The organism is Nonomuraea endophytica (genome assembly GCF_014203235.1).
Taxonomy (GTDB): Bacteria; Actinomycetota; Actinomycetes; order Streptosporangiales; family Streptosporangiaceae; genus Nonomuraea; species Nonomuraea endophytica.
The window spans coordinates 575,062-592,721 of sequence record NZ_JACHIN010000006.1 but is presented as its reverse complement, the minus strand read 5'-3'; the positions used below and the strand labels follow the sequence as shown (position 1 = coordinate 592,721).

The following is a 17,660-nucleotide window of genomic DNA, read 5'->3' as shown; positions in this document are numbered from 1 at the left end:
CCGGCGCGCGCCGGCCCCATGGCTACGCGATGGCCTTGCCGGGGTTGAGCAGGTCGTGCGGGTCCAGCGCCGCCTTGATCGCCCGCTGGGTACGGCGGGCCGGCTCACCCAGCTCCCGCTCCAGCCAGGACCGCTTGAGCAGGCCGACCCCGTGCTCACCGGTGACCGTGCCGCCGAGCCGCAGCGCCAGGGCGACGATCTCGTCGAAGACCTGGAAGGCCCGCCGCTCGGCGTCGGCGTCGCCGTGCGGGTAGACGACCGTCGGGTGCATGTTGCCGTCGCCGGCGTGGCCGAACAGGCCCACGGTCATGTCCCGGTCCTTCGCGATGGCCTCGACGCCCTCGATCAGCTCCACCAGCTTCGGCAGCGGCACCGCCACGTCGTCCAGCAGCGTCGCGCCCAGCCGCTCCAGCGCCGGGTAGGCGAGCCTGCGGGCCTGCATGAGCATCTCCGACTCCGCGGCGTCGTCGGCCACGATGACCTCGCTCGCCCCCGCGCACGCGGCCTCGATGAGCCGCAGGTCCTCCTCGTGCGACGAGTCGGACTGGGCGATGACCATCGCCGCGGTGCCGGCCTCGACGCCGAGCGGCTGCCACTCCTCGATGGCGCGCAGCGTCGTGGCGTCGATGATCTCCAGGATCGACGGCTCGGCGCCGGAGGCCAGCACGGCCGTCACCGCCGCCCCGGCCGCCGCGGCCGAACCGAACTGGGCCACGATCGTGCGCGGCGGCGCCGGAGCCGGGCGCAGCGCGAGCGAGAGTTCGGTGATGACGGCCAGCGTGCCCTCGGAGCCCACCAGCAGGCTGGTCAGGTCGTAGCCGGCCACGCCCTTGACCGTGCGCCCGCCGGTGCGCAGCACCGAGCCGTCGGCCAGCACCGCTTCGAGGCCGCGCACGTAGTCGCCGGTCACGCCGTACTTCACGCAGCACATGCCGCCCGCGTTGGTGGCGGCGTTGCCGCCCACGGTGCACATCTCGTAGCTGCCCGGGTCGGGCGGGTAGAAAAGGCCCTTTTCGGCCACGGCCCTGCGCAAATCGGCGTTGATCACGCCGGGCTGCACGGTGGCCAGGCGCTCGGCCGGGTCGACGCTCAGGATGCGGTTCATCCGCTGGGTGGACAGCACCAGGCAGCCGTCGACGGCGTTGGCCGCCCCGGCCAGGCCGCTGCCCGCGCCGCGGACCACGATCGGCGCGCCGTACTCGGCGGCGGTGGCGACGGCGGCGGCCACCTGGGCGGTGTCCTCGGGCATGGCGACGGCGGCCGGCAGCCCGGCGGGCAGGCCGGGCGCCTGGTCACGGCGGTAGGAGTCCATGACGTCGGCGTCGTCCAGCACGGTCAGACCGGGGACGGCCGCACGCAGCGCGGCGGCGAGGTCAGCCATCGCGGCGGCCCGGGAACACGAGCGACGCACGGCGGGCGGGGGCAGGGCGGCGGGTCACAGGCGACTCCGTTCGGTAGCGCAAAACGTAGTTCGCCGGGTAAGCCTAGCGTCCGCTGTAGAGCGCGGTGAGGCGGGCCGCGTGCGCGCGCACGGTGTCACCGATCTGGTGGATGCGCCACACGGGAAGGTCGAGCTTGAGGCCGGTCACGCTGATCGCGCCGGCCACCTCCCCCCGGTGGTCGCGGACGGCCGAGCCGACGCAGAAGACGCCCTCCGCGTCCTCCTCGTCGTCGACGGAGTAGCCGCGCCGGCGGATCTCGGTCAGGTCGGCGACGAGCGCCGCCGGGTCGGTGATGGTGTGGGTGGTGCGGGCGGGCAGGCCGTACTGCTCGATGATGCGCGCGGACTCGGCCTCGGGCAGCTCGGCCAGCAGGGCCTTGCCGAGGCCGGTGCAGTGGGGCGCCTCGCGGTGGCCCATGTGCAGGTCGAAGCGGACCGCGGACGGGGCGTCGACCCGGCCGACGATGACGGCGAAGCCGTTCTCAGGGACCGCGACGCGCGAGGACATCCCGGTCTCGGCGGTCAGGTCGTCCAGGACCGGGCGGGCCAGGTTGCGCAGCGACACCTGGGCCATCGCATTCTCGCCGAGGCGGGCGAGCGCGAGCCCGAGGCGGTAGCGGCGCGAGGCGCCCTCGCCCTGGGAGGCCACGAAGCCGTGCATCTCCAGGGTCTGCAGGGTGGAGAACGTCGCGCTCTTGGAGCCGCCGACCTCGCGGGAGATCTCGGTCACGGTCCGGCCGTCGCGCTGGGCCAGGCACTCCAGGATCTCGACCGCGCGCGAGACGCTGCGGACCTCGTAGCGCTTGTCCAGTTCGTTCGTCATCACCGAACAAGCGTGTCCGAAGCCGGAAAGCATTGTCAACCGAGCTGTTCGGCGCTGCCGAACGCCGTGCTGAGGCGGCGGAGCATGTGATCCCAGCCCGCGCCGGTCTCCTCGCCCAGTACGGCGGGCAGCCCGCTGTGCCGGAGCCTCAGCACGGTGCCGTCACCGTCCTCCTCCAGCGTCACCTCGACCCGCGACGATCCGGGCGGCACGTCGGGCACGCCGGGCGCGGGCTCCCACCCGAAGGTGAAGACGATCCGCTCGCCGGGCACCAGCTCGACGAACTCGCCCACCATCACCGGGCGCGGCCCGCCGTCCATCGCCACCCGGAGCACGCCGCCGGGACGGGCGTCGGCCTCGGCCCGGCCCCACCACCGCGCCAGCCGTTCCGGATCGGTGAAATAGCGGAAGACGGTCTCCCGGCGCGCGGCGATGCGCACGGTCCGCTCGATCATCGTGCCCCCTGTTCGTTTTCCTCCTGCTCGGCGGCCCGCTTGAGCAGGTCGAGCCGGTCGGACCACATGTCCTGGATGAACCCCGCCGCCTCGGCGAGGCCCTCGCGCCGCAGCCGGTACAGGCGGCGGTTGCCGTCGCGGCGCACGCCGAGCAGGCCCGCCGAGGTCAGGACCCGCAGGTGCTGGGAGACCGCCGGGCGGCTGATGCCCGGAAAGTGGCGGGCGAGGTCGCCGGCCGCCACCTCGCCGTCGCGGACCAGCAGGAGGATCGCCCGCCGGGTGGGGTCGGCGACGGCGCGCAACGCCTCGTCCACACCTGCCCCTTTCCCGGCCAGCGTCAGGTATGTAAGTATTTAAGCACTATCTTACATAGGGGAAGCGATGACGAACAAGCAACTGGACGCCCTGGCCGGCCACTGGAACTCGCGCGGCACGACGGTCGGCGACGCCGTGGAGATCAGCGGAACCGACGCCTACGAGTGGCTGGCGGGCGGGCACTTCCTCGTGCACCGGGTGGACGTGCGGATGGGGGAGGAGAAGGTCGAGGCGATCGAGATGATCGGCCCCTACGACCCGGACAGCGACAGCTGGCCGATGCGCGCCTTCGACAGCTCGGGCAACTACGGCACGATGCGCGCCACGGTCGACGACGACGGCGTGTGGACCTTCGCGGGCGAGACGGAACGGGCCACGCTCCGCATCGCCCGCGACGGCGGCGCCATGTCGGCCGTCTGGGAACGCACAGAAGACGGCACGACCTGGTCGCACTGGATGGACATGGCGTTCACGAAGAGCGCGTGACGCCGGGCTCAGCTCACGGGACCCTCGTGTTACGCCGCACGTCCGACCAGGTGCGGCGGTCGGTGCAGATGCCGCAGTCCGGGCCGTAGAAGACCGGACGCGCCTCGGGGTCGTCCATGAGCTGCAGGCGGAACCAGGCCGTGGTCGGCGCGGCGAACGGGCCGGGGTCGCCGGCGACCGTGATGTGGTCGGCGCCGCGCACCTCGCCGTATAGGGCCGGGATGTGGTCGGCGTCGTTGTAGAAGGCCTTGACGAGCGCGGGCCAGACGATGCTGTCGTACTGCCCGGCCATCAGGAAGGCGGGGCCGCGCACGGCGTCGATGTCGGCCAGCGGCCCCGGCTGGATCGGCAGAATCGTGTCCACCCTCGGATCCGCGCCGACCACGATCGCGGCGGCCCCGCCCTGCGAATGGCCGGAGGCGCCGATGCGGTCCAGGGCCACGCGGCCGTGGAAGACGCTGGACGGGTCGGCGTCGCGGGCCGTCAGGCTGTCGATCCCCGCGCGCATCGAGATGCCGAGGTTCGACATCGGCGTGTTGGCGGCCGAGACGATGAAGCCGTGCGAAGCCCAGTGCAGCAGCAGCTCACGGTAGACGAGCGGCACGGCCCCGGTGCCGTTGCCCCAGACGATCACCGGGTGGCGCAGCGGGCTGCGGGCGATGTCGCGCGGGTAGTAGAGCGTGTTGACCGCGCCGATCTCGACGGCGGTCGCGTACGGCCCCGGCGCGCCCCAGTTCCCGCCCACGGAAGGGAAGGCGGCGTCGGCATGGGCGGGGGCGGTGGTGATGGCTGCTGTTAACGCCAGCAAGGCGACGAACAGGCGGCGGAACACGGCGTCCTCCAGGCTGGGGGGTTTGCTCGATCGTGGCCGCGACGGCGCCCGCCGTCAGTCCGCACATGCGGCAATCATTGACGGTGCGGTTTGTGCAATGTGACGATCCGCTGGTGGCAGATCTGCATACCCGCATGGCCCCGCGCGTCCGCGAGCTCACCGGTGAGGTGGTCGCCCGCTGCGCCGCCGAACTCCCCTTCTACCGGGACCTGCCACGCGAGGTGCTGGAAGGCGAGGTCACCCGATCGGTCACGGCGGTGTTCGGCCTGCTCCTGCGCGCGTTACGGCGCCAGGACGCGGTCGGGCCCGGTGACCTGGCCAGGCTCATCGAGTGGTCGGCCCGGCGGGCGGAGCAGAGGGTCCCGCTGGAGGCGGCGCTGGCCGCGTACCTGATCGGCGCCGAGACGTGGTGGCGCGCGATCGGCGCTGCGGCCGAGCCGCACGAACTGGAGGAGGCGGGCGCGGGCCTGCTGGGCTGCCTGCGCACGGCCATGCCCGCCGTCGCCCTGGCCCACCAGCAGGCGCTGGAGGACCTCAGCGGAGAGGACAAAAGGGTACGCCGCGCGCTGCTGGCCGCCCTCCTCGGCGGTCGCCCGCACGAGGCGCTGGCCGACGCGGCGGGCGTCGAGCTTGGGCAGGCGCACGAGGTCGTCAGCTTCGCCTTCGACCAGACGCCGCCCCCGAGACTGGTCCAGTCGGCCCTGGACGCCCACGCCGGCACGCTCGTCCTGGCCGACCACGCCGAAGGCATCGCCCTGCTCCCCTCGGCAGGAGAGGCGCTGTGGCAGACGCTGGCCGCGACCGTGGGCGGCAACCCGCTGCTCAGCGCCGCCCCGGCCACCGACCTGAGCGGTGTTCCCGAGGCGGCCGAGGAGGCCCGCAGGGTCCTGGAACTGGTCCAGCGCCTCGGCCGCCCGCCCGGCCTTTACCGGTTCGACGACGTCCTGGTGGAGTACCAGCTCGCCCGCCCCGGCACTGGCCTGACCCGCCTGGCGGCCAAACTGGACCCGCTGGACGAGCACCCCTACCTGCTGGAGACGTTGCGCGCGTACGTCCGACGAGGCCACAACCGCCGCCAGACCTCCCTGGACCTGCACATCCACCGCAACACCCTCGACTACCGGCTGCACCGGGTGGCCGCGCTGACCGGCCTGGACCTGACCATCCCCGCCGAGGCCCGCCTCCTGGAAGCCGCCCTGACCGCCCGCACCCTCAAACCCTGACCGATCACTCGGAGAAGTGCGGGATCAGCACACCCAGCCGCCAGCCGTACAGGATCAGCAACACCACGAAGAAGACCCTCGCGACCTTCCCGAGCGCGAAGCCGACGGCCGCCCCCAGACCGGCGAGCGCGACCGCGCACGCGGTGGCCATCGTCACGAGCCAGACGAAGTCGGGATCGCTGTATTCCGGCATGTCGGGATCCCACGAGTGCTCTGTCGGCAGCACCAGGCCGAACACCATCGGGGGCATGCTCAGAGCGACCAGAATGGCGCACGCCAGGAGGCGGGTACCGCGATCAGTCCGGTCAGTGGAGCGCACGGGAGGATCGTAATGGGAATGGCGTGGTTTCGCGGCGCGCATGCTTGACCAGCGGTTGGACGGGTCTGCGTCACGGTGAACCGCTAGGGTGGTCCTCGCCGCCGCACGAAAGATACGGAGTTCCCATATGGCCAAGCACATTGTTGAGACGATTACTGACGACATCAATGGTGTCGCTGGCGCGCGGACCTACCGGTTCGGATGGGGAAACGACACGTTTGAGATCGACCTCGCGGATGCGAATTACGCCAAGCTGGAAAAGGCCCTGGCCCCGTTCATCAACGCGGCCCGGCTGGTCAAGGAGCCCGCGGCGGGGCGTGGCCGAGGGGGCCGGCGCGTGGTGCTCGGCGACAGCCGCAAGATGACCCGCGAGCAGTCAGCGGAGATCCGCCAGTGGGCGAAGGAGCAGGGTCTTCCGGTCAGCGAGCGCGGCCGGATCGCTTCCACGGTCATCGAGAGGTACGAGGCCGCGCGGTAACGGGGCATCATCGGTTCTGCCGGGTTCGGAGAAACTCGGCGATGGGCTCGCTCTGACCGAAAATGGCGTGACCGACTCCGGGGAGCAGGGTCACGGTCGCGTGCGGGACGCATTCACGGATGCGCCGTGCGCTCTGGCGGGAGTCGAACATGGCGTCCTGGTCGCCGACGATGACCAGGACGGGCATGGTGAGGCCGCGCAACGCGTCGTCGGGGAAGACCGGGAGTTTCTCCCTGCGGGGATTGAAGTGCGTGAACGTCAGGACGACGGCGTCGAGCGCCTGCCGGTCCTTCACCCCGTCCAGTCCGGCGACGGCCATCGCCGACTCGCGTAGCCCGTCACGTCGGAAGGGGCGGGTCAGCAGGGCCTTGAAGATCCAGCCGACCTTCTGCCGTCCCACCCCGCCGGGGCACATCAGGGCCAGGCGGGTCACCCGTTCCGGACGGCGGATGGCGTAGTCCAGGGCCGTCCAGCCGCCGAGTGACGTGCCGGCGAACGCGGCCTTGGTGACCCGGAGCCCCTCCAGCACGTCGTCCAGCCAGAGGGCCACGGCGTCGGAGCCCAGGGCGGGACGCGAGGGCGCGCTCAGGCCCGGCTCGCCGACGAGGTCGACCGCGTACGTGCGGAAGTGCCGGGACCAGGTGGCGACGTCTCCTCGCCACATCGACGTGTTCGCGCCCGAGCCGTGCAGCAGCACCAGGGGCGGCGCGTCCTGCGGGCCGGAGGCCAGGACGAAGGTCTCGCCCTCGCGGTTCGGCACCCGGATGTGCTCGGCGGGAACCGGCCAGGCGTTCAGTACCTGCCGGTAGTGGTCGAGAAGCTCGAGTCCACCCTCTTGGGACTTGTAGATCATGGTCATCGGAACCACCTCCTTGGCAGCAGTGAAGGGCTTGTCACGGTGTCAAGGTCAAGGCGGCCTGTTTTCCAAAGAGTCGTTGGGTAAGTTACTATCCCAACATGCCTTTGGAAAAGCGGGACGACCTGGTGCCGCTGCGCGCGCTCGCCAACCCGTTGCGTATCCGCATCGTGTCGCTGCTCACCGGCACGTCGATGTCGGCCACCGAGGTCGCCGACGAGCTCGGCATCGCGCACGCCTCGGCCAGCTACCACCTGCGGCAACTGGCCAAGGCGGGCTTCCTGCGGCAGACCGATGAGCGGCCGGCGGCCGGAAGGGGCCGCCCGCAGCGGCGCTACCAGTACGACCTGTCCAGCGGCGACCGCATCGACCGGTCGGAGGGGCGGCAGCTCCTTCACCAGGCGATGAGCGCCGACCTGGGCAGGCGCCTGGCCGAGACCGATCGCCAGCGCGTCTCCACCGATGCCGAGGTGTGGCTGGCCAGGCCCGTCTGGGAGGAGGTCGTCGGACTGATCGGCCAGGCCGTGGCGCTCGTTCACGACAACGCCGGCCCGCCGCGTGACGGTGTCAAGGTCAGCATGACGGCGCTGCTGCTCGAACTCCGTGACGAGCGATGACCGCTCGCCTGCTCGTCAGCACGGGTGGCGCGTTCTTGTCGATCGGGCTGCTCATCCCGGCCGTGCCCCGCTACGTCACCGGCCCTTTGGACGCGCAGACGGGCTGGGTGGGCGTCTCGCTGGCCGTCACCGCGGCGGCCGGGCTGATCGCCCGCCCGCTGGCCGGTCGGGTGGCCGATCGGTCGGGCCGCCGGGCGGCCGTGTTCGCGGGCGCGCTGTTACTGTGCGGGTCGTCGCTGGCCCTGCTCCTGGCCGGGAACCTGTCCCTCTTTCTCCTCCTGCGCGGGGTCGCGGGCGTTGGTGAAGCTCTGGTGTACGTCGGCCTCGCCGCCCTGGCCAGCGACCACCGGCGTCCCGGCGCCGCGATCAACCACTTCTCCGTCGCCGTCAACGCCGGTCTGCTCACCGGACCGGCCCTCGCCGAGACGCTGTACGCCGCCGCCGGGTTCACCGCCGTCTGGATAGCAGCCGCGATCTCGGCCCTGGTGCCGGCCATTCTCGCCGCCGCCCTGCCCAAGACCACCTTGCCCAAGACCACCTTGTCGAAGCCGAACGCGGGCCCCGACCCCAGTCCCCGGCATGTTCCGTCCCGCCGCCCCAGGTCCGCGCTGCGAGCGGGCTTCGGTTACCTGGCCTCCGTCTGGGGCTACACCGTCGTCAGCGCCTTCCTGCCCCTGCATCTGGCCGCGCTCGGGACGGGCTCCGGCGGCGCGCACTTCCTCGTCTACGGGATCGTTCTCCTGGCCGTACGGCTGGCCGGGCAGCGCCTGCTCGCCACGGCCTCCCCGGCCCGCCTGGCCGTCGCCTCCCTCCTGCTGACCGGGGTGGGATCGATCCTGCTCGCCGCCTGGCCCTCGCCCGCCGGAACATGGTGCGCGATCGCGCTGACCGGCGCCGGGCAGGGGCTCGGGCTGCCCGCCTTCCTCAGGATGGCGGTGCACGGCGTGCCGCCCGGCGAGCGCGGATCCGCCGTGGCCACCACGACGGCCTTCTTCGACATCGGGTTCCTCAGCGCCGCCCTGACCCTGGGCGCCCTCGCCGGCCAGTTCGGCCTGGCCGGCGGCTTCGTCCTCGCCGGCGCCGTGTCCGCCGCGGGCGCCCTGCTGTTCCTGCCGCCTCTCTTCCGCCACGACGAACACCGAGACGAGCACCAAGGAGCACCTCGTGACCCTTCCCGCCGCTGACCTGTCCCGCTACGCCGACGTCGTGTTCGACGTGGCCGTGCCCCTGCTGGCCGACGACCGGGTGCTGATCAACGCCGAGATCGAGCACGCCCCGCTCGCCCGCGCGCTGGCCGAGGCCGCCTACGCCAGAGGCGCCCGCTATGCCGACATCTGGTACTTCGACCCGCATGCCAAACGCTCGCGTATCCGGCACGCGGACACCACGACGCTGGCCGAGGTCCCCTCCTGGCTCGACGCCCGCAACGACGACCTCGAACGGCACGGCGGCGTCCTGGTCAACCTCCGCGGCACCGCCGCGCCGGACCTCCTGACCGGGCTCGACCCGGTACGCACCGGCCTGGACCGCATGCCGTCCCTGACCTCCCGCCAGCGGCTCCAGCTCAACAACCTCGTCCGCTGGACGATCATCCCCTGCCCCACCCCCGAGTGGGCCCGCACGGTCTTCGGCGAACCCGACCAGGACCGGCTGTGGCAGCACCTGCGCCGCATCCTCCGCCTCGACGAGCCCGACCCGCGCGAAGCCTGGCAGCAGCGCATCGCCGACCTGCTCGACCGCGCCAGGCGACTCACCGAGATGCGCCTGGACGCCGTGCGCTTCGAGGGCCCCGGCACCGACCTGACCATCGGCCTGCTCCCCGGCGCCCACTGGACCGCCGCCAGTCTCCAGGACGTCGAAGGCCGCCCGTTCCAGGCCAACCTGCCGACCGAGGAGGTGTTCACCACCCCCGACTACCGGCGGGTCGACGGCACCGTCCGCGCCACCCGGCCGCTGTCGCTGGACGGCACCGTCATCCACGACCTGGAGATGACCTTCGCCGGCGGCGTCGTGACCGACGTCCAGGCGAGCACCGGAGCCGACGTCGTCCGCGCCCACCAGGCCACCGACGCGGGTGCGGCCCGCCTGGGCGAACTCGCCCTGGTCGACCGCTCCTCGCGCGTCGGCGAGAGCGGCATCACGTACATGGAGACCCTCCTGGACGAGAACGCCACCTGCCACCTGGCCTGGGGCGCGGGACTGCCTCCCGGCGTACCCGCGGACCTGCGCTCGGACGACCCCGCGCGACTGGACCGGGCCGGGGTGAACACCTCAAGCGTGCACATCGACTTCATGGTCGGCGGCCCGGACGTCACCGTCACCGGCCTGGGGCCCGGCGGGAACGTGGTGCTGCTGCGCGACGACATCTGGCAGTTCTGACCCTCGGCCCGCGCCTCGCCCGGGGCAAGGCGCAGGCCGGTCCGGTCAGTACGGCCGCTGGAGGAACCGGCCGAGCGACGGGTCGTACAGGAGGCCCGACACCAGGACCGTCCCGTCCAGCGTGGTCGGGTGGAACGCGGCGCCCAGCCAGCCGTATCGGCGCGGCTGGGAGGCCGCGCCGAACTCGTCGTACCCGGCCACGGTGGCCAGGCCGGTGCCGAGGTCCAGCTCGGTTCCCACGCTCCCGCCGACGGTGGCCAGCTGGAGGCGCACCGCCCCGGTCGCGCCCGTGAGCGCGGCGAGTTCGCCGCCGACGCCCGCCACCTGACGGACGACGGCGCCGTTCTCAGTGGTCCAGGAGGGCCGCTCGCCGTCGCCGCCGTAGTGCTGAACGGTGACCGCGCCCGCCTCGGTGCTCTCCGTTCTGATCCGGCCGGCCGGGTCGCGGGTCCACGTCAGGCTCCGCCCGCCGGAGGTCTGCCGGGCCGGCAGGCCGTCGGCGAAGTAGCCGATGCTCCGGCCGCCCGGCAGTGACGTGGTACGGCCCGCCGGGTCGTAGCCGTAACCGTCACCGCTCAGCCTGCCGTCGGCGGTGTAGGCATATGTCGTGATATCGGCGGCTGTGTCGTCGGCCGCCGGGCAGTCCTCCTCCGACGCCTGTACGGCCAGCCGTACCCGATGGCCGGAGCCGTCGTAGCCGTAACGGCGCAGCGTGCACAGCGGGAACGCCATCTCCAGCGCCGAGGCGAGCTGACCGGCCTTGTCGTAGCCGAGCTGCCGTTCGGTCATGGCGTCGGTGCGCATGTTGAGCAGTTCCTGCCCGTGGACGTTTCGGCCGACCTGGTCGATCATCACCGGGCCCTCCATGCCGTCCTTGGTGTAGATCCGGGCGAAGTTCTGCCCGCGCTCGTCGTAGGCGGACTGCACGTGCAGCCCGCCGGGCAGGTCGCCCTCGATCTGGCGGCCTTCGGCGTCGTACCGGGCGGTGAAGGTGCCCGCGACCGAGTCGGTGACCGAGGTGGGCAGGCCGCGTGGCTCGGCCGCGTGGTCGTAGGCGTAGACCCTGGTGGACGGGGCCGAGTCCACGACCTTGGCCGGGCGGTCGAGGTCGTCGTACTCGGTGCGGGTCTGGCCGCCGTCGGCGTCGGTGTGGGACAGGACCCGGCCCAGCCGGTCGTAGACCGTCACGATCTTCTCCGCGCCGCGCCACCGCTCGGTGGGCCGGCCGGTGGCCGGGCTGTAGCCGATGCCGATCTCGGTCTCGCCTCCGGCCTGGGTCGCGATGGGGCGGCCCGCCTGGTCGCGCCTGGTCGTGGTGGCCGTGCCTCCCTCGGTCACCGTGTGGGGGAGCCCGGCGGCGGTGTAGGTGAAGGTGCGCCCGCCGTCCTGGCACACCAGGTCCGCCCACTCGGGGCGGCCGCCGCAGGTTCCGCCGCCGGTCGCCGTGTAGAGGACGGGCCGTGCGATGTCGGTGGTGACCGCCCGGCCGCCGGGGTCGCGGACCGTTCTGACCTGGCGTCCGCCGGCCCAGTCGTAGGCGATGGCGGTGGTCCTGACGTCCGCGTCCGGCTTGGACTCGCGCCCGACGATCACGGCGCCGACCTTGACGGTGGTGGGCAGGTCGCGGGCCGTCGCGCTCGCCGGTCGTCCCTCGTCGTAGGTGCTGACGGTGCGGGTCCTGGCGCCGATGGCGTATCCGGCCGGCAGGTCGTCCACGTCGGATTCCAGGTTCACGATGTGGACCGGGCTCAGCTCCTCCGTCTTGCGGCGGCCCGAGGCGTCGTAGACGGAGCGGGTGGACAGCAGCTCCGCGCGCTCCTCCGGGCCGTAGCCGGTGATGGCCAGTTCCACGAGCCGGTAGTCCGTCGTGGGACGCTGTGACAACTCCCTGTTCGCCGCGGTGAGCACCCGCACCGCGTGGCCGAACCGGTCGTAGCCGGTGGCGGACAGGTGCCCGCCCGGGGTCAGCACGTTGACCGCCCGGCCGGACTCGTCCAGGTACGTCACGGTGGGGCGGTTCGTGGAGCCTGGCGGGTGGATCGCCGTGGCCGTCACGGGCGCCGCGGCCTGGCCCCAGGCGGCCACGTGCCCGGCCGACAGGTCAGCCGGGCCGCCGGCCGCCTTGGTGAGCGGCGTGCCGTACACGATGATCGTCTTTGCCTCGCCGGCGATCTGGTCGGCGGTGCCGGGCTTGAGCGTGGCGCGGGCGACGGAGCGCAGCCGGCCGTCGGCCTCGTAGGCGAAGGTCCACGGCAGCTCGCCGGGCGGGGTCAGTGTGGTGACGCGACCTGCGGAGTCGTAGCCGTAGAGGGTTTTCAGCGGCGGGCTGATCCGTGGGTCCCAGGTTTCGGCGAGCCGGCCGGTGCCGTCGTAGGCGTACTGGGCGATCACCGTGCCCTTCAGGGAGACGGTGGTCATGCGTCCGGCGGTGTCGTGGCCGACATCCAGCTTGTGGGTCCGGGTAGCCGGTATGTACACCTCTCCTTGTTTGGTGAAGGTGGTGATCTCGCCGCGGGCGTCGGTGAGCGTGTATGTGCCGGTGAGGGTCAGGTTCTCGGCGCCGGGCTCCGGTTTCCAGCCCGCCGCTGTCTTGGTGAACTGCACCGGTGTGCCGTCGGCCCTGGTCAGCTCGACGGAGGTGGGCGAGGTTTCCTTGAGCACGCTCAGGCCTGGCGACCAGGCGGCGTCGGGGTCGCGGGAGGAGGCCGTGCGGGTGAGCGTCAGGCCGAAGGGGCCGCCGGCCTCGGTCGTGAGGCGGTAGTCGCCGGTGAGCAGGTTCAGCACGCCGGGGCCGACCTCGCTGGTGGCGGCCCCGGTGGCGCGGCGGTCCACGACGACCTCGGCCGGGCGGGACTCCGCCGTGGCCCCGGTCGAGCCGGAGACGAGCGCGCGCACCTGGACCGCGGCGTCGCCGAGCTGCGTCCCGGCGTCCCAGATCAGCCCGGACACCCCGTTGGGGGCCGCCACCGGCCACGCGGTCAGCGGCTTGCCGTCCGCGCCCGTGACGTTCGCCACCGGGAGGTCGGCCCAGGCGTCGATCTCCGAGCGCCGGTACTGGAACCTGGCCTGGGTGAAGCCCGTGCCGGTCACCGCGAGCGGCACCCTGCCCGGGCTGCGCAGGCCGTCCGAGGGAGCGGCGAGCACGGCCACGCCCGCGCCGGACCCCACGTTGAACGTGTACGCGGTGACCGGCGAGGCGTTGCCCGCCTTGTCGATGGTGTGCACGGTGAGCGTGTGCGCGCCGGTCGCGGCGGGCGTCAGCTTGGCGGTGACGGCCGCGCCGGTGGTGAGCACCTTCGTGGTCGCGCCGCCGCCGAGCTTGTAGGCGATCCAGCCGGTGTCGGCGCTGGCCGGGGTGAGGGTGAACGTGCCCGCCTTGCCGGCGTCGCCGTACCAGCCGCCGTCGTCCGGGTAGTCCGGCGAGGCGACCTTGGGCGCGGGCGGCTTGGCGGTGTCGACCGAGAACGTCGCCGACTGGTACGCCTTCGACGTCAGCGAGCCGTCGTTGGCCCACGACCGGATCGTGTACGTCTTGCCACTGGCCAGCTTGCCCGAGGGCACGTTCCCGCCGGAGAAGCCGTTGCTCGGCACGTACCCGCCGTAGAGGTTGTCGATCACCAGTGTCGAGCCCGCGTACACGTCGAACAGCCCGCGCACGTTCCCGCCGTCGGGATCGCGCACATGGTCGCGCAACTGCGGGGTGAGCGTGTTGGTCCAGCGGGCGCCGTTGTAGTCGGTGTACGGCGAGACCCACGTGGACACCGGCGTGCTCGGATAGGAGTTGTACGTCACCGAGATGACCGGCACGTGCGACGAGGCGTTGCCCGAGTTGAACCGCTTCCAGGCGTACTCGTCGGACTCGCTCGCGGCCCGCAGGCCCATGCCGGACTCCTTGTAGCCCTCGTCGGCCCAGTGCTGCACCAGCGAGGTGACGTTGGCGGTGACCCACCCGTCGGCGCAGCCGCTGCCGTGACCCTTGGTCTGGCTGGAGGAGGCGTACTTGGTGACCAGCGCGGGGCCGGGCCAGCGCGAGGCCGTGGTGGCGCGATTGGCCGTCCAGACCTCCCACGAGCGGGCGTCGCACGACCACGAGTGGTAGTTCCAGAGCTTCAGCGTCGCCGAGAGGATCTTCTTGCCCACGGCGCCGGGGGTCTTCCACGTGATGAACGACCGGGCGACCTGGCCGCTGCCGTTATTGCCGATCTTGAGCTCGGTGGCGCCGGACTGGTCGGTGCCGTAGCCCTGCTGCACGAACGTGTCGAAGACCTGGCCCAGGTTGAGCGACGGGTCCACGGTGACCGGATACGTCGTGGCGGGATCGTTCAGGAAGGCGGGGTCGGGCGTGAGGACGAGGTCGCGCCCGGAGACCTTCATGTCCACGGGGGCGCGGCGCAGGTGCTCGCCCGAGATCGGGTGCTTGGTCGCGTCCCACATGACCGGCGCGGGGATGGTGACGGCGATCCTGCCCTTGGCGTCGACCAGCTCCACGCCGCCGCCGGCCGAGCGCCGCGGTTGGAGACCCGCCGCCTTCAGTCTCAGCGTGTACGTCAGGGGAGTGGCCGGCCGGGACTTCAGCAGCAGGAACTGTTCGGCGCCCGTCCTGGTGGCGGTGACGACCAGATCGGCGCCGGGCATGACGTCCGCGTACGTGGCCGTCTCGCCGGACAGCCGGGGCGCGGGCAGCGCGTCCTTCCACTGCATGGTCACCTTGGTGGCGCCCTCGCCGATCGTGATCAGATCCGAAGGCCCTTCCTGCCTGGCCAGGCCGGTACGTCCGCCGCCGAGCCTGAGTGCGCGGCCGTGGCCGCGCGTCACGATCTCGCCCGACGGCGCCTTGGTGAGCGCGATGTCCACCGGCACCCACGCGCCGTCGCGGCGGAACCTGACCGGGCCGGCGAACGAGTCGGCCGTCAGCGTGCCGTCCGGGTTGGCGTAGGTGGTGGTGGTCTCGGTACGGGCGTCCGCGACCTCCACCCGCCGGCCCGTCAGGCGAGCGGACAGCCGGGCGGAGGGCTCATCAGGCGCGACGCCGTCCGCCGGACTTTCGGCGGCGGGTGGTTCGGCGGTGGCGGGTGACGCGGGCGCGGCCAGGGGGACAAGCAGGAGGGCGAGACCGACGGCGAGAGCCCGTGGCGAGATGACAGGCATGGGTGCTCCGGGGGAGGTACGCGAAGGGCGACGCCCCCGCCGGGCGGCGGGGGCGTCGGGTGGTGCGGGTCGGGCTACTTGCTCTGGCAGCTCTTCTTGCGGACCTCGTACCAGACGATGCCCGGAGCCTGGAACCGGACCGCGAAGCACTGCTTCTTGTTGGCCGCCTCCCGGACCTTGTAGATGGCCGACGCGCCGCCGGCCGTGTAAGCGATCTTGCAGATCAGCTTGGCCTTGCCCTTGAGCTTGTCGCAGGCACCCTTCATCGCCTCGATGGCGCCGGCGACCCCGGCGACGAACCAGGCGTTGTAGATCGACTTGGTGAGCTTCTTGGAGAAGATGAGCCGGCACATGGCCTTCCACCACTCGCACTGCAGCTTCAGCGCGGGGTCGGCGACCACGGGGTAGGCGGCGCCCGCGTGGCTGACCGTCTGGATGAGCGTCATGCCCTCCACCCGGTACGAGGTCGGCACCGCGTTGCCGTTGGCGTCCTTGGCCCAGGGCAGGTCGATCTCGGCGAGGTAGAAGTCGTTGTTGTAGATCAGGACGGTGCCGTCGTCCTCCTCGACCTCCAGCATGCTGCCTTCGGGGGCGGAGATCGGGAACCGGTACTCGGTCGGGGCCGTGGCGTCCTTGATGATGGTCAACGCGCGGGCGATCTGGCCGGTGCGCTGGTGGGCGTACGCGACACTGGGCTGCTTGGCGGTGTAGGTGACCAGGCCGGGCAGCGGCTGGTTCCCGTTGCCCGCGGCCTCCGGCATGCCGATGCCGATGTCGGTCTCCGCGACGGTCGCCGTCAGGGTGCGGTCGGGATCCGTCGCGATGGCGAAGGGCCGCTGGACGTCACCGTTGGGGATCTCGGTGGGCGGTGTGGTCCTGGCCTCTTCGACGATCTCGGGGACCACCTGGGTGAGGGCTGCCAGGGCGGGGTCCTGCTGCGCGAAGGCAGGGGTGCCCGCCGCGTTCACGCTGCTGAGTGCCAGAGCTGTCGCCAAAGTGGCGACGAGCGCCCGAGCGGAGATGCGCATGCATGTCCTTCCACGTGCGGTGGTGCATTGCACAAACGCCGCAAACGTAAAGATCACCGGCAACGATTAGGGTGATCTTGGATTGACAGCACGAGAACCTTGGGCGTCTTCATGATCTCTACCGCTGGTCTGGCGGGCGCTATAGCAGCCCGATCACCAGCGTCATGGCGAGAAACAGCACCAGCTGATAGCCGCTGTTGATGAGGGTCAGCTTCGGAGGCTTCAGCTCGAAGGCATTGTGCTGGAGGAGCGTGGTCGCCGAGAACGTCAGCCACGCCACGAGACCGACCAGCAGCGCCAGCCCCACGGAATCGTCACCCGTGGCCGCCGACGCGATCCCGATGCCGGCCGCCAGCCCGAGGGCCGTCACGCCGTTGGCGATGAGGAGCTGGACCATGTTCCTTCCGCTGGCCTTCTTGGACTCTTCGGGCGTTATGCCGGTCAGTTTCCACCAGACGATCCCGAAGCCCTTCTTGCTGTACCACGCGACCGCCACGGCCATCCCGGCGACGACGGCGAGCACGGTGGCAAGCCAGTTGATCTCCATGGTGTAACTCCTTGATCGTCTCTGGCGACGCGCCAACAGTGCTTGATACAATCAACTGTGGTGGAAAATATCAAGCGCTCCTACGGGCAGTTCTGCGGTCTTGCCCGTGCCCTGGACGTCGTGGGCGACCGCTGGAACCTCCTGATCGTGCGCGAACTGCTCCCCGGTCCGCTGCGCTACAACGAACTGAAGACCTCCCTCACGGGGATCGCGACCAACCTCTTGGCGGAGCGACTGCGGAGCCTGGAGGGAAACGGGATCGTCGAGCGGCGGCTTGGAGACGTGGGAGTCCTCTACGCCCTGACGCCGTGGGGTGCGGAACTCCGCGAGCCGATGGAGGCGCTCGGCAGGTGGGGTGCGCCGCTGTTGATGACAGGACGGGGCGACGACGCGTTCCAGCCGCGCTGGCTGGCGCTCGCGCTACCGGCCCTGCTTCGTGACGTGACCGCGGCTCCCGCACTCGAACTCGGCCTCGAGATCGAAGGCCTCCTCATCGTCCTGCGCATCGACGAGAACGGCTCGCGCGCGGTCGTCCAGCCCGGCGACCGGCCGGGCACGATTCTCACGGCCGCGCCGGAGATCGTCGTCGGGCTCGCGGCCGGGGGGCTCACGATCGACCAGGCGGTCTCCGCGGGACGACTCCAGGGTGACGCCGAAGTCCTCCGCCGAGTCTTCCCCGCGGGGGCGGGCCAATCGCCGGCCGAGAGTTGACG

General features: G+C 71.7%; 17 protein-coding genes. 7 read left to right on the top strand and 10 right to left on the bottom strand.

Annotated elements, in window-relative coordinates; all coding sequences use genetic code 11:
* Window positions 1-22 precede the first annotated feature (22 nt).
* The 4 genes from HNR40_RS24910 to HNR40_RS24895 form a co-directional block, all read right to left on the bottom strand.
* Window positions 23-1,381, bottom strand: a complete 1,359-nt coding sequence (locus HNR40_RS24910; protein ID WP_184965233.1) for an FAD-binding oxidoreductase — start codon at window positions 1,379-1,381, stop codon at window positions 23-25.
* A 103-nt stretch (window positions 1,382-1,484) separates the two neighbouring features.
* The gene (locus HNR40_RS24905) at window positions 1,485-2,264 is read right to left on the bottom strand and encodes an IclR family transcriptional regulator (protein WP_184965398.1); all 780 of its coding nucleotides are present in this window, start codon (window positions 2,262-2,264) and stop codon (window positions 1,485-1,487) included.
* Between the two features lie 35 nt (window positions 2,265-2,299).
* Window positions 2,300-2,719 carry an SRPBCC family protein gene (locus tag HNR40_RS24900; RefSeq protein WP_184965232.1) on the bottom strand — a complete coding sequence of 140 codons (420 nt, stop codon included), beginning with the start codon at window positions 2,717-2,719 and terminating at the stop codon, window positions 2,300-2,302.
* Entirely contained in the window at window positions 2,716-3,033 is a 318-nt protein-coding gene (locus HNR40_RS24895; RefSeq protein WP_184965231.1) for an ArsR/SmtB family transcription factor, read from the bottom strand. Before HNR40_RS24895 ends, HNR40_RS24900 begins: the two co-directional genes overlap by 4 nt.
* Before the next feature lie 67 nt (window positions 3,034-3,100).
* On the opposite strand from HNR40_RS24895, the gene HNR40_RS24890 reads away from it, so the two are divergent.
* Complete coding sequence (locus HNR40_RS24890) at window positions 3,101-3,520, top strand: DUF1579 family protein (RefSeq protein WP_184965230.1); 420 nt, start codon at window positions 3,101-3,103, stop codon at window positions 3,518-3,520.
* Window positions 3,521-3,533: 13 nt separating this feature from the next.
* Here HNR40_RS24890 and HNR40_RS24885 read toward each other — a convergent pair whose 3' ends face one another.
* A complete protein-coding gene (locus HNR40_RS24885; RefSeq protein WP_184965229.1) occupies window positions 3,534-4,352 on the bottom strand; it encodes a poly(ethylene terephthalate) hydrolase family protein in 819 nt (272 codons plus the stop codon).
* Between the two features lie 113 nt (window positions 4,353-4,465).
* On the opposite strand from HNR40_RS24885, the gene HNR40_RS24880 reads away from it, so the two are divergent.
* Window positions 4,466-5,575: a PucR family transcriptional regulator gene (locus tag HNR40_RS24880; RefSeq protein WP_184965228.1), complete on the top strand. Its 1,110-nt coding sequence runs from the start codon at window positions 4,466-4,468 to the stop codon at window positions 5,573-5,575.
* Window positions 5,576-5,579: 4 nt separating this feature from the next.
* On the opposite strand, the gene HNR40_RS24875 is transcribed toward HNR40_RS24880, so the two are convergent.
* Window positions 5,580-5,816, bottom strand: coding sequence for a hypothetical protein (locus HNR40_RS24875; protein ID WP_184965227.1), 237 nt, complete (start codon window positions 5,814-5,816; stop codon window positions 5,580-5,582).
* Window positions 5,817-6,021: 205 nt separating this feature from the next.
* Here HNR40_RS24875 and HNR40_RS24870 point away from each other — a divergent pair, with 205 nt between their 5' ends.
* Window positions 6,022-6,372: a histone-like nucleoid-structuring protein Lsr2 gene (locus HNR40_RS24870; protein ID WP_184965226.1), complete on the top strand. Its 351-nt coding sequence runs from the start codon at window positions 6,022-6,024 to the stop codon at window positions 6,370-6,372.
* A gap of 7 nt (window positions 6,373-6,379) precedes the next feature.
* On the opposite strand, the gene HNR40_RS24865 is transcribed toward HNR40_RS24870, so the two are convergent.
* Window positions 6,380-7,231 (bottom strand): alpha/beta fold hydrolase, encoded by an 852-nt coding sequence (locus tag HNR40_RS24865; RefSeq protein WP_184965224.1) that lies wholly within the window; start codon window positions 7,229-7,231, stop codon window positions 6,380-6,382.
* A 98-nt stretch (window positions 7,232-7,329) separates the two neighbouring features.
* On the opposite strand from HNR40_RS24865, the gene HNR40_RS24860 reads away from it, so the two are divergent.
* From HNR40_RS24860 to HNR40_RS24850, 3 genes are read left to right on the top strand one after another with little or no spacing between them, the layout of a single operon-like run.
* Window positions 7,330-7,845: an ArsR/SmtB family transcription factor gene (locus HNR40_RS24860; RefSeq protein WP_221340763.1), complete on the top strand. Its 516-nt coding sequence runs from the start codon at window positions 7,330-7,332 to the stop codon at window positions 7,843-7,845.
* Window positions 7,842-9,029, top strand: coding sequence for an MFS transporter (locus HNR40_RS24855; protein ID WP_184965222.1), 1,188 nt, complete (start codon window positions 7,842-7,844; stop codon window positions 9,027-9,029). The genes HNR40_RS24860 and HNR40_RS24855 overlap by 4 nt, the downstream gene beginning before the upstream one ends.
* Window positions 9,010-10,224 carry an aminopeptidase gene (locus tag HNR40_RS24850; RefSeq protein ID WP_184965220.1) on the top strand — a complete coding sequence of 405 codons (1,215 nt, stop codon included), beginning with the start codon at window positions 9,010-9,012 and terminating at the stop codon, window positions 10,222-10,224. Before HNR40_RS24855 ends, HNR40_RS24850 begins: the two co-directional genes overlap by 20 nt.
* Window positions 10,225-10,269: 45 nt before the next feature.
* Here HNR40_RS24850 and HNR40_RS24845 read toward each other — a convergent pair whose 3' ends face one another.
* From HNR40_RS24845 to HNR40_RS24835, 3 genes are all read right to left on the bottom strand, one after another.
* Window positions 10,270-15,372 carry a DNRLRE domain-containing protein gene (locus tag HNR40_RS24845; protein ID WP_184965218.1) on the bottom strand — a complete coding sequence of 1,701 codons (5,103 nt, stop codon included), beginning with the start codon at window positions 15,370-15,372 and terminating at the stop codon, window positions 10,270-10,272.
* Window positions 15,373-15,446: 74 nt separating this feature from the next.
* On the bottom strand, window positions 15,447-16,400 hold the full coding sequence (locus HNR40_RS24840) for a hypothetical protein (RefSeq protein ID WP_184965216.1): 954 nt from the start codon (window positions 16,398-16,400) through the stop codon (window positions 15,447-15,449).
* A 139-nt stretch (window positions 16,401-16,539) separates the two neighbouring features.
* On the bottom strand, window positions 16,540-16,947 hold the full coding sequence (locus HNR40_RS24835; protein WP_184965214.1) for a DUF1761 domain-containing protein: 408 nt from the start codon (window positions 16,945-16,947) through the stop codon (window positions 16,540-16,542).
* 60 nt (window positions 16,948-17,007) lie between these two features.
* Here HNR40_RS24835 and HNR40_RS24830 point away from each other — a divergent pair, with 60 nt between their 5' ends.
* Window positions 17,008-17,658, top strand: coding sequence for a winged helix-turn-helix transcriptional regulator (locus HNR40_RS24830; protein ID WP_221340762.1), 651 nt, complete (start codon window positions 17,008-17,010; stop codon window positions 17,656-17,658).
* The last annotated feature ends 2 nt before the right edge of the window (window positions 17,659-17,660 follow it).

What these genes read in the sequence shown, in the direction of transcription:
- HNR40_RS24910 (WP_184965233.1), bottom strand. Translation starts at nt 1,381, where the DNA reads ATGGCTGACCTCGCCGCCGCGCTGCGTGCGGCCGTCCCCGGTCTGACC.
- HNR40_RS24905 (WP_184965398.1), bottom strand. Translation starts at nt 2,264, where the DNA reads ATGACGAACGAACTGGACAAGCGCTACGAGGTCCGCAGCGTCTCGCGC.
- HNR40_RS24900 (WP_184965232.1), bottom strand. Translation starts at nt 2,719, where the DNA reads ATGATCGAGCGGACCGTGCGCATCGCCGCGCGCCGGGAGACCGTCTTC.
- HNR40_RS24890 (WP_184965230.1), top strand. Translation starts at nt 3,101, where the DNA reads ATGACGAACAAGCAACTGGACGCCCTGGCCGGCCACTGGAACTCGCGC.
- HNR40_RS24875 (WP_184965227.1), bottom strand. Translation starts at nt 5,816, where the DNA reads ATGGTGTTCGGCCTGGTGCTGCCGACAGAGCACTCGTGGGATCCCGAC.
- HNR40_RS24870 (WP_184965226.1), top strand. Translation starts at nt 6,022, where the DNA reads ATGGCCAAGCACATTGTTGAGACGATTACTGACGACATCAATGGTGTC.
- HNR40_RS24865 (WP_184965224.1), bottom strand. Translation starts at nt 7,231, where the DNA reads ATGACCATGATCTACAAGTCCCAAGAGGGTGGACTCGAGCTTCTCGAC.
- HNR40_RS24860 (WP_221340763.1), top strand. Translation starts at nt 7,330, where the DNA reads ATGCCTTTGGAAAAGCGGGACGACCTGGTGCCGCTGCGCGCGCTCGCC.
- HNR40_RS24855 (WP_184965222.1), top strand. Translation starts at nt 7,842, where the DNA reads ATGACCGCTCGCCTGCTCGTCAGCACGGGTGGCGCGTTCTTGTCGATC.
- HNR40_RS24845 (WP_184965218.1), bottom strand. Translation starts at nt 15,372, where the DNA reads ATGCCTGTCATCTCGCCACGGGCTCTCGCCGTCGGTCTCGCCCTCCTG.
- HNR40_RS24840 (WP_184965216.1), bottom strand. Translation starts at nt 16,400, where the DNA reads ATGCGCATCTCCGCTCGGGCGCTCGTCGCCACTTTGGCGACAGCTCTG.
- HNR40_RS24835 (WP_184965214.1), bottom strand. Translation starts at nt 16,947, where the DNA reads ATGGAGATCAACTGGCTTGCCACCGTGCTCGCCGTCGTCGCCGGGATG.